This window comes from Pseudomonas sp. Sample_16, from assembly GCF_004307665.1.
Classification (GTDB): Bacteria; Pseudomonadota; Gammaproteobacteria; order Pseudomonadales; family Pseudomonadaceae; genus Aquipseudomonas.
On the sequence record NZ_RCOB01000145.1, the window covers coordinates 1 to 6,313 of the forward strand.

The following is a 6,313-nucleotide window of genomic DNA, read 5'->3' on the forward strand; positions in this document are numbered from 1 at the left end:
ACGTGGCTCGCGAGCCCGATGCGCAAGGTTTTATCGACTACCCCGCCGAAGAACACGCGGTGTGGAACACGCTGATCACTCGCCAACTGAAAGTGATCGAAGGGCGTGCGTGCCAGGAGTACCTGGACGGTATCGAAAAACTCGGTCTGCCCCACGACCGCATTCCGCAATTGGGCGAGATCAACAAGGTCCTCGGTGAAACCACCGGTTGGCAGGTCGCCCGTGTACCGGCGCTGATCCCCTTCCAGACCTTTTTCGAATTGCTCGCCAGCAAGCAGTTTCCGGTGGCCACCTTTATTCGTACCCGCGAAGAGCTGGATTACCTGCAAGAGCCGGATATTTTCCACGAGATCTTCGGCCACTGTCCGTTGCTGACCAACCCTTGGTTCGCCGAATTCACCCACACCTACGGCAAGCTTGGCCTGCAAGCGACCAAGGAAGAGCGCGTGTATCTGGCGCGCCTGTACTGGATGACCATCGAGTTCGGCCTGGTCGACACTCCACAAGGCCAGCGCATCTACGGCGGCGGCATTCTGTCCTCGCCTAAAGAAACCGTTTATTGCCTGTCGGACGAACCCGAACACCAGGCGTTCGACCCGCTGGAATGCATGCGCACGCCGTACCGCATCGACATTTTGCAGCCACTGTATTTCGCGCTGCCGAACCTCAAGCGCCTGTTCGACCTTGCCCACGAAGACATCATGGGCATGGTCAAGCAAGCCATGCAGATGGGGTTGCACGCACCGAAATTTCCGCCCAAACCAAAAGCCGCGTGATCCGTCGCTTTTAGAATCAAGTGAGCCTGTCAGAAACCGACGCTTTGCATTAGCGTGGGCGCTACTGACGGCCGATTTTCAACATTCGATTTCAGGAACACATCATGACCGCACTTACCCAAGCCCATTGCGAAGCCTGCCGCGCCGATGCTCCACAGGTCAGCGACGAAGAACTGCCGATCCTGATCAAGCAGATCCCGGATTGGAACATCGAAGTCCGCGACGGCATCATGCAGCTGGAAAAGATTTTCCTGTTCAAGAACTTCAAACACGCCCTGGCGTTCACCAACGCTGTCGGTGAAATCTCCGAGGCCGAAGGTCACCACCCGGGCCTGCTGACCGAATGGGGCAAAGTCACCGTGACCTGGTGGAGCCACTCGATCAAAGGCTTGCACCGCAATGACTTCATCATGGCCGCGCGCACTGACATCGTTGCCAAGGACGCCGAGGGCCGCAAGTAATGCACTTCGACGCCATCGGCCGCGTGCCCGGCGACCCGATCCTGGGCCTGATGGAGGCTTATGCGCAGGACCCCAACCCGCGCAAGTTCGACCTTGGCGTGGGCGTCTATAAGGACGCCCAGGGCCTGACGCCGATTCCGCAATCGGTGAAGCTGGCCGAGGCGCGTCTGGTGGAACGTCAGACCACCAAGACCTACATTGGTGGTCACGGCGAACCTGCATTTGGCAAAGCGATCAATGAATTGGTGCTTGGCGCCGATTCCAAGCTGATCGAGTCACAGCGCGCTGGCGCCACCCAAACGCCCGGCGGCACCGGAGCGTTGCGCCTGAGCGCTGACTTCATCGCCCAATGCCTGCCGGGGCGCGGGGTATGGCTGAGCAACCCGACCTGGCCGATCCACGAAACGATTTTCGCGGCAGCCAAGGTCAAGGTCAGTCATTACCCGTACGTGGGCAGTGACAACCGACTTGACGTCGACGGGATGCTCGCAGCGCTTAACGAGGCCCCAAAGGGCGACGTGGTGTTGCTGCATGCCTGCTGCCACAACCCGACCGGGTTCGATCTGTCCCACGAGGACTGGCGCCGGGTGCTTGAAGTTGTTCGCAAACGCGAGCTGCTGCCGCTGATCGACTTCGCTTATCAGGGCTTCGGCGATGGTCTGGAACAGGATGCCTGGTCCACCCGGCTGTTCGCCGCCGAGCTGCCGGAGGTGCTGATCACCAGCTCCTGCTCGAAGAACTTCGGGCTGTACCGCGACCGTACCGGTGCGCTGATTGTCTGCGCGAAAACCGCCGACAAACTCACCGATATCCGCAGTCAATTGGCCAACATCGCCCGCAACCTGTGGTCGACACCGCCGGACCACGGTGCCGCCGTCGTCGCGACCATCCTCGGCGATCCGGAGCTCAAACGCCTGTGGGCCGATGAAGTGGAAGCGATGCGCCTGCGTATCGCCCAGCTGCGCAGCGGTCTGGTGGAAGCACTCGAGCCCCACGGTTTGCGCGAGCGATTTGCGCACATTGGCGTGCAGCGCGGGATGTTCTCCTATACCGGCCTGTCGCCGGAGCAAGTGAAGAACCTGCGCGATCACCACAGCGTGTACATGGTCAGCTCAGGCCGGGCCAACGTGGCGGGGATTGATGCCACGCGTCTGGATTTGCTGGCCGAGGCGATTGCCAGCGTCTGCAAGTAAAATCGCAAATACTGCGAGTCCCTCTGTGGGAGCGAGCCTGCTCGCGATAGCGGTCAATCAGTCAACAACACCGTTGAATGACACACCGCATCGCGAGCAGGCTCGCTCCCACAGTTGTATGTGCGCGAATCTACCGATTTGTATAGACAACTCCATCCGTCGAAACAAATGGATATAAAAGTCCGATTGTCATTTTTAGTGCTGTATCCTGCCCAGGCTTTTTTAAAAGCGCGGATCTACCAGATCTATCAACAGACTTAGCGAGGAGCGCAACCATGCACGAGATTCCTAATCTCCCCTTCCCAAGCCTGCACGTACCTGAGCAGACGACCACGCAACAAGCCGGTGCCCAACAGCCCGAGCCAAAAGAAGCACCTGACAGCCGCCAGGCTGACAGAGAAGACTGAAACACCCGCCGTACAGACCGTGTGGAAAGCGCTAACATGCGCTTTCCACACTGCCTGAACGAGCCTGAAACCATGACCGATGAATTTAGCGAAGCCCAGGCCAGCGTCCTGATCGGCACCGCCGAGAAAATGATCGAGATCTGGAATCGCCTCTCCCCCGAGAAACAAGCCGCTTTGCTTGCCCGCTTCGGCACCGAAGAAAATGCCTTGGCTGCACTGGTCACCACGCAACTGGTTGCCCCTGCCAAGCCCGAGTGACACCGCCCGGCAAATAGTTTTACTTTTTCACAACCCACGACAGCCAGCCCCGCTATCATAAGCAGCCTATCTATCCTGCTTTACCGTGGACCTTTACCCATGCCTGAACACCAGCGCCCCTTGGCGGTCACGCTGCAAGTTGTATCCATCGTCCTTTTTACCTTCATCGGCTACCTGAACATCGGCATTCCCTTGGCCGTATTGCCCGGTTATGTCCATAGCGACCTGGGCTTCGGCGCAGTGATTGCGGGCCTGGTAATCAGCGTGCAGTACCTGGCCACCCTGCTCAGCCGCCCGTATGCCGGGAAAATCATCGACAACAAAGGCAGCAAACTGGCGGTCATGTATGGCCTCGCCGGTTGTGGCGTGAGCGGTGTGTTCATGCTGATTTCAGCCTGGACGCAAAGCTTTCCGATGCTCAGCCTGATCAGCCTGTTGATCGGCCGCCTGGTCCTGGGCAGCGCGGAAAGTCTGGTGGGCTCGGGTTCAATTGGTTGGGGCATCGGCCGGGTCGGCGCGGCGAACACCGCCAAGGTCATTTCGTGGAACGGTATTGCCAGCTATGGCGCGCTGGCGGTCGGCGCGCCGCTGGGCGTATTGCTGGTCAGCAAAATGGGCTTGTGGAGCATGGGCGTCAGCATCGTGCTGCTGGCTGCGCTTGGCCTGCTGCTGGCCTGGCCGAAAACCGCCGCGCCCATTGTTGTCGGTGAGCGCTTGCCATTCATGCATGTGCTCGGCCGAGTATTGCCGCACGGCTGCGGGCTGGCCTTGGGCTCCATCGGTTTCGGCACCATCGCCACGTTCATTACGTTGTATTACGCCACGCAGCACTGGGACAACGCGGTGTTATGCCTGAGCCTGTTCGGTGCCAGCTTCATTGGCGCGCGCCTTTTGTTCGGCAACCTGATCAACCGCCTCGGCGGCTTTCGCGTGGCGATTGCCTGTTTGTCGGTAGAAACCCTGGGCCTGTTGTTGCTGTGGCTGGCACCCGACGCGTACTGGGCGCTGGCAGGCGCGGCTTTGACGGGTTTCGGTTTCTCGCTGGTGTTTCCGGCGCTCGGTGTGGAAGCGGTCAATCTGGTGCCCGCCTCCAGCCGTGGCGCGGCAGTGGGGGCTTATTCACTGTTCATCGATTTGTCGCTGGGGATCACCGGACCGCTGGCCGGTGCCATTGCGGCCGGTTTCGGTTTTGCGTCGATCTTTTTGTTCGCCGCGCTGGCGGCACTCAGTGGCCTGGCGCTCAGCGTCTACTTGTATCGTCAGGCTCCGAAGCTGCGTGAAACCCGGGATGCGCGCTAGAAATCGACCTTGCCACGCCCGGCCTTGATGTTGCCGCGCTTGCTCTTGGATTCGAGCCGACGGGTTTTCGAGCCGAGGGTCGGTTTGGTCGGGCGGCGTTTCTTTTCGACCTTGGTGGCGCTCTGGATCAGTTCGACCAAACGCTCCAGGGCATCGGCGCGGTTCTGTTCTTGCGTGCGATATTGCTGGGCCTTGATGATCAGCACGCCGTCACTGGTGATCCGACTGTCGCGCAACGCCAGCAGCCGCTCCTTGTAGAACTCAGGCAAGGAAGACGCCGGAATGTCGAAGCGCAGGTGCACCGCGCTCGACACCTTGTTGACGTTCTGCCCACCCGCGCCCTGGGCACGAATGGCGGTCAACTCGATCTCGGCATCCGGCAGATGCACATTGTTGGAAATCACCAGCATGGAAAAACGTCCGTAGTCAGAGCGTGCAGGATACCGCGAATGATGCGCTGATAAACCTGTGGGAGCGGGCTTGCCCGCGAAGAGGCCGGCACATTCAATATTGATAGCGCCTGACACTCCGCCATCGCGGGCAAGCCCGCTCCCACAGGGTTTTGTGTGAAGCCTGAAAACAAAAAACCCGGCACTTGGCCGGGTTTGTTGTTTTTGCGCGGAGTTACTCCACCGCTGCCTGCATGGCACGCTGGGCACTGCGCTTGTTCTTGATGCCGTAGCAAACCCACATGAACACGACCCACACCGGAATTGCGTACACCGAGATCTGGATCCCCGGGATCATCAGCATCACGCCAAGGATGAACACCACGAACGCCAGGCAGACGTAGTTCCCGTACGGGTACCACAAGGCCTTGAACAACGGCGTCTGTCTGGTTTTGTTCATGTGCTGGCGGAACTTGAAGTGCGAGAAGCTGATCATCGCCCAGTTGATCACCAGGGTCGCTACTACCAGCGACATCAGCAGTTCCAGTGCGTTCTGTGGAATCAGGTAGTTCAGCAGGACCGCAATCAACGTCACCGCAGCCGACGCCAGGATCGAACGAACCGGCACGCCACGCTTGTCGATCTTCGCCAGAGCTTTCGGCGCATCGCCCTGTTCGGCCATGCCCAACAGCATGCGGCTGTTGCAGTAGGTGCCGCTGTTGTACACCGACAACGCCGCCGTCAGGACCACGAAGTTGAGGATGTGCGCGGCGGTGTTGCTGCCCAGCATCGAGAACACTTGCACGAACGGGCTGCCGCTGTAGGAATCACCGGAAGCGTTCAGGGTAGTCAGCAGGCTGTCCCATGGAGTCAGCGACAGCAGGATCACCAGTGCGCCGATGTAGAAAATCAGGATCCGGTAGATCACCTGGTTGATCGCTTTCGGGATCACGGTTTTCGGTTTGTCGGCTTCGGCGGCGGTAAAACCGAGCATTTCCAGGCCGCCGAAAGAGAACATGATGATTGCCATGGCCATCACCAGACCGCTGACGCCGTTCGGGAAGAAGCCACCGTGGGACCACAGATTGCTCACCGCAGCCTGTGGGCCGCCGTTACCGCTGACCAGCAGATAGCTGCCCAGGCCGATCATGCCGACAATCGCCACGACCTTGATGATCGCGAACCAGAACTCGGCCTCGCCAAACACTTTGACGTTGGCCAGGTTGATCAAATTGATCAGCACGAAGAACGCTGCCGCCGTGGCCCAGGTCGGGATGTCCGGCGCCCAGTAGTGGATGTATTTGCCGACGGCTGTCAGTTCGGACATGCCCACCAGGATGTACAGGATCCAGCAGTTCCAGCCCGAGAGGAAACCGGCAAAACCGCCCCAGTATTTGTGTGCGAAGTGGCTGAAGGAACCGGCTACCGGCTCTTCGACGATCATTTCGCCCAGTTGGCGCATGATCATGAAGGCAATGAAGCCGCAGATGGCGTAGCCGAGGATCATCGACGGACCGGCGGACTTCAGTA

8 protein-coding genes are annotated in these 6,313 nt (G+C 59.5%); 6 read left to right on the forward strand and 2 right to left on the reverse strand.

The window, feature by feature from the left end:
• The first annotated feature begins 2 nt into the window (after window positions 1-2).
• The 6 genes from phhA (at window position 3) to D8U69_RS19235 (ending at window position 4,394) form a co-directional block, all read left to right on the forward strand.
• Window positions 3-776, forward strand: coding sequence for a phenylalanine 4-monooxygenase (gene phhA, locus D8U69_RS19215; protein WP_241668670.1), 774 nt, complete (start codon window positions 3-5; stop codon window positions 774-776).
• 104 nt (window positions 777-880) lie between these two features.
• Entirely contained in the window at window positions 881-1,237 is a 357-nt protein-coding gene (locus D8U69_RS19220) for a 4a-hydroxytetrahydrobiopterin dehydratase (protein WP_056853042.1), read from the forward strand.
• On the forward strand, window positions 1,237-2,430 hold the full coding sequence (locus D8U69_RS19225) for an amino acid aminotransferase (protein WP_130907921.1): 1,194 nt from the start codon (window positions 1,237-1,239) through the stop codon (window positions 2,428-2,430). Before D8U69_RS19220 ends, D8U69_RS19225 begins: the two co-directional genes overlap by 1 nt.
• 275 nt (window positions 2,431-2,705) lie before the next feature.
• Window positions 2,706-2,837 (forward strand): hypothetical protein, encoded by a 132-nt coding sequence (locus D8U69_RS29955; RefSeq protein WP_269083288.1) that lies wholly within the window; start codon window positions 2,706-2,708, stop codon window positions 2,835-2,837.
• Between the two features lie 72 nt (window positions 2,838-2,909).
• Window positions 2,910-3,095: a hypothetical protein gene (locus D8U69_RS19230; RefSeq protein ID WP_056853044.1), complete on the forward strand. Its 186-nt coding sequence runs from the start codon at window positions 2,910-2,912 to the stop codon at window positions 3,093-3,095.
• Window positions 3,096-3,194: 99 nt separating this feature from the next.
• Window positions 3,195-4,394 carry an MFS transporter gene (locus tag D8U69_RS19235; RefSeq protein ID WP_130907922.1) on the forward strand — a complete coding sequence of 400 codons (1,200 nt, stop codon included), beginning with the start codon at window positions 3,195-3,197 and terminating at the stop codon, window positions 4,392-4,394.
• On the opposite strand, the gene arfB is transcribed toward D8U69_RS19235, so the two are convergent.
• Entirely contained in the window at window positions 4,391-4,804 is a 414-nt protein-coding gene (gene arfB, locus D8U69_RS19240; protein ID WP_056853046.1) for an alternative ribosome rescue aminoacyl-tRNA hydrolase ArfB, read from the reverse strand. The two genes, D8U69_RS19235 and arfB, sit on opposite strands and share 4 nt — an antisense overlap.
• 214 nt (window positions 4,805-5,018) lie before the next feature.
• A partial coding sequence (locus D8U69_RS19250; protein ID WP_130907923.1) for an amino acid permease occupies window positions 5,019-6,313 on the reverse strand: 1,295 nt, incomplete at its 5' end.

Excerpts from the sequence above, each read along its gene's own strand:
- D8U69_RS19220 (WP_056853042.1), top strand. The coding sequence starts at position 881 with ATGACCGCACTTACCCAAGCCCATTGCGAAGCCTGCCGCGCCGATGCT.
- D8U69_RS19225 (WP_130907921.1), top strand. The coding sequence starts at position 1,237 with ATGCACTTCGACGCCATCGGCCGCGTGCCCGGCGACCCGATCCTGGGC.
- D8U69_RS29955 (WP_269083288.1), top strand. The coding sequence starts at position 2,706 with ATGCACGAGATTCCTAATCTCCCCTTCCCAAGCCTGCACGTACCTGAG.
- D8U69_RS19230 (WP_056853044.1), top strand. The coding sequence starts at position 2,910 with ATGACCGATGAATTTAGCGAAGCCCAGGCCAGCGTCCTGATCGGCACC.
- D8U69_RS19235 (WP_130907922.1), top strand. The coding sequence starts at position 3,195 with ATGCCTGAACACCAGCGCCCCTTGGCGGTCACGCTGCAAGTTGTATCC.
- arfB (WP_056853046.1), bottom strand. The coding sequence starts at position 4,804 with ATGCTGGTGATTTCCAACAATGTGCATCTGCCGGATGCCGAGATCGAG.